Genomic DNA, 2,978 nt, shown 5'->3' on the forward strand with positions numbered 1-2,978 from the left:
ATTAAACACCTCATTTCATTAATATTGAAATAACAAAAATATTATGCGTTAAATTATTAACTTAATTCACACTTCGAAAATAATGCAATAAAAGAGGTACTTGTTCCACAAACGGTGCAAGAGTTAAACAATGAGCAGCTGAAGCGGCTCTTTTTCCTTATTCAAGTAACGGGCAGGTTAATTTAAGAAAATAGATGCCCTAGGGATTTATTGGCTCTGTGGGTTATGAAGGTTCACAATTTCTAAATCTCATAAAAATTCTATGCCCATCTTGGCTTACTGTATAACTTGAAGAACCCTATGGTGATTCACTCCAATAAAAAAAGCATCCGATTATTCGGATGCATACTTAATTATTCCATGCAAATAAACTGAGTATTCTCTCTTTACATTTTCTCTTAATTTAATTCTTTTTTCTGTTTCTAATACTCTAACCAATTCTTGAATCTTTTTTTCATTTTCTTTTGTAGTAGGAATCTCTAATGAAAACAAATTACCTCGACTACTATTTAGTAATTTTTTTAATAACTCAACTTTATTCATTGGATAATCCCCTTTATCTACTATATTCGACATAAAGGCGACTTTTTCCTTGGAACATCTTATCTTGTTTCAAGTTTTACCTACTTTCCACAAAAAAATCTGATTACAGGTACTATGACAGGAATGGGGGAGCTTTTTTAATTAGCTTTTTTTATAACTACCTTCTACCAATCTAATCATATCACGCCCTGATATCTTTTCTGTTTCATGATAACCTTCTTCATCACGCAAACTCAAGTACCAGCTGCTATCGTTATCTTCATTTAACCTATATAGCTTATTGGTAAAAACATTTGTATATAAATCTCCATTTCTTAGCCTCATACTATCCCCCTCTCTAATGTATATAAACAGTATTATACCCAAGATTCTGACCTGGAGCCATTAGACATATATGGTCCAAAAATCCTGGATATACAGGGGAAAGAAGTGAAAATCAGGCGGTAGGGACAGAGCATGGATAGTTGATTAAAGTAAGAAGTGCGGGCAACGGAATTTTTCCTTATTCAGCTAACGGGTGCTTATGTTAAAGAGGGGAATGCTTCGGCGAACCTTTTTTCTTAATTTGTGAAAGGATATTTAGTTTAATAAGAATTCGGACCACATGAAATGGTCTTTTTTTATTAATAAATGAATAGTCAGTAAAGGAAGGGGTTTTCTATACATGTATAGAATAAGTAGATATATCTGTTAAAGGTGGGTGTTTTGATGCTTCAACACGAATATGGATGGGTTCGACAGGCTAGAGGAACTCTGTTAGATTTTTGTGGGAAATTAGATCCTAATCACTTTACTCATACTAATGGTTTCGGTTGGCAAAGTGTAAGAGACACATTGGTTCATATAGCAGATTGCTATGTTGCATGGCTTGGCTCATTTGTTTTATTGAAGACAAAAAAACCACTTACTCCAAGGGAAGAATTACATAATCTCAGTTTAGAGGAAATAATAGCACGATTTGAACAAGTAGATTCAATAGTAAATGAATTATTAGAACTACATGGACATAAATTAAACGTGCTAATTGAGAGAGAAATCCCTTGGAGAGAAGCACCTGAACTATTATCTATTACTCCTCGTAAATTGCTAATGCACACCATTACTCACGAGTTTCATCACAAGGGACAAATAGTAGCCATGCTCCGTCAGTTGGGTTATGAGCCCCCAAATACAGATGTTTTAGGAACAGAAGATTAATTTATTCTAGAAGTATTTTGGGCGATGTTAAATTGACATTGCTTTTTTCGTTGAGTAAGTTTGTGAAGTATCGTACTTAAAGCAACGGGGTGTTTCCTTAAAGTTCTGGCTGCCAAAAAAGCAGCATTTTCTTGTTCAACTAAAGAAGCAGGATTGTTAATAAGAATCGAAAAGTAGAAATACTAATACCTAAAATTTCGAATAGAATTGGGTAAAAATTGGTATTTTTCATACGTTTGTAATTGTCCTAATCTTGTTAAATTGTTACCCAATGCCTTCTTTCAGGTGACAGCGTGACAGAAAGTTCAAGAACGGACGGTTTTTGCTACATTAGCCAGCAATTCGTTTTGATTTATAAATACTCCTTTACAAGAATATTCTCTGTGTGTGGTATATTGAATCAGGCGAAAAAGTTAATAATATAAAATTAATAATATAAAAGGGGTTGAATTAGAAATTATGAACGAAGAGGTTACTAACTTTATTGAGAAATTGGGAACACCTTGGCAAATGGAACTCTCTAACCGTTTGAGAGATATGGTCCACCAAACCATACCCATGGTTGAAGAGCGCATTCAATACAAGAAGCCTCATTTTCTGAAGAACGGTCACTATGCAGCGGTGATTTCCCCATCGAAGAATGCGATCGCTTTCATGATTATGAATGCAAAAGGACTAGAATTCCCGAAGGGCTTCGAGGGTCCGCCGGAACGCAAGTGGATCAAAATTAAAGAGGGAGATACTCCTGACTACACAATACTATCTACTCTGCTCACTCAGGCCACCGAATCACTCAAGTGATGCTTGAGCATTTGGAACAATACTTGGTGAGTCAGAATTAATGAAAAAATAAAAACTGACCAATTAACTATCAAGACCCCTGTCGAAATAGTAAATAGCTAATTTGACAGAGGTCTTTTCTTCGTTCAAATCCTTACATAAATGTTAATAATTAAGATATGGACTCCCTAATCACGGAAATTTTAATGCACCGTTTCAGTCCATTTCAAATTTTCATTTATTGTAACGCGTCCGTTGTAATAAAAATAGTAGTGAAGGATATTTTTATTTAGATCTTTAGCAGTCTGGCGCTTATCTTTAATAAGAGGGTGTCTTTTTGTAATGCCTCAACACATTTAATAGATCGATCTTGTAGGGTAAAGAAAAGATTGTGAAGATTTCTACTTAAACTATAGGTGCATTACTTCAACTATGGGGTAATGCCATTTTCTTGTTCC

At 34.6% G+C, this 2,978-nt stretch carries 4 protein-coding genes; 2 read left to right on the forward strand and 2 right to left on the reverse strand.

The window, feature by feature from the left end:
- Nucleotides 1–333 precede the first annotated feature (333 nt).
- Together CHI06_RS27390 and CHI06_RS27395 are read right to left on the reverse strand one after the other, a co-directional pair.
- Nucleotides 334–543 carry a hypothetical protein gene (locus CHI06_RS27390; RefSeq protein WP_045522300.1) on the reverse strand — a complete coding sequence of 70 codons (210 nt, stop codon included), beginning with the start codon at nt 541–543 and terminating at the stop codon, nt 334–336.
- Between the two features lie 141 nt (nt 544–684).
- Nucleotides 685–867, reverse strand: a complete 183-nt coding sequence (locus CHI06_RS27395) for a hypothetical protein (protein WP_095251803.1) — start codon at nt 865–867, stop codon at nt 685–687.
- Nucleotides 868–1,251: 384 nt separating this feature from the next.
- On the opposite strand from CHI06_RS27395, the gene CHI06_RS27400 reads away from it, so the two are divergent.
- Complete coding sequence (locus CHI06_RS27400) at nt 1,252–1,740, forward strand: DinB family protein (RefSeq protein WP_095251804.1); 489 nt, start codon at nt 1,252–1,254, stop codon at nt 1,738–1,740.
- Nucleotides 1,741–2,199: 459 nt separating this feature from the next.
- On the forward strand, nt 2,200–2,541 hold the full coding sequence (locus CHI06_RS27405) for a DUF1801 domain-containing protein (protein ID WP_095251805.1): 342 nt from the start codon (nt 2,200–2,202) through the stop codon (nt 2,539–2,541).
- Nucleotides 2,542–2,978: the final 437 nt, after the last annotated feature.

Origin of the sequence: Bacillus sp. 7884-1 (genome assembly GCF_002272245.1) — a bacterium.
In the GTDB taxonomy this organism is placed as follows: Bacteria; Bacillota; Bacilli; order Bacillales; family Cytobacillaceae; genus Neobacillus.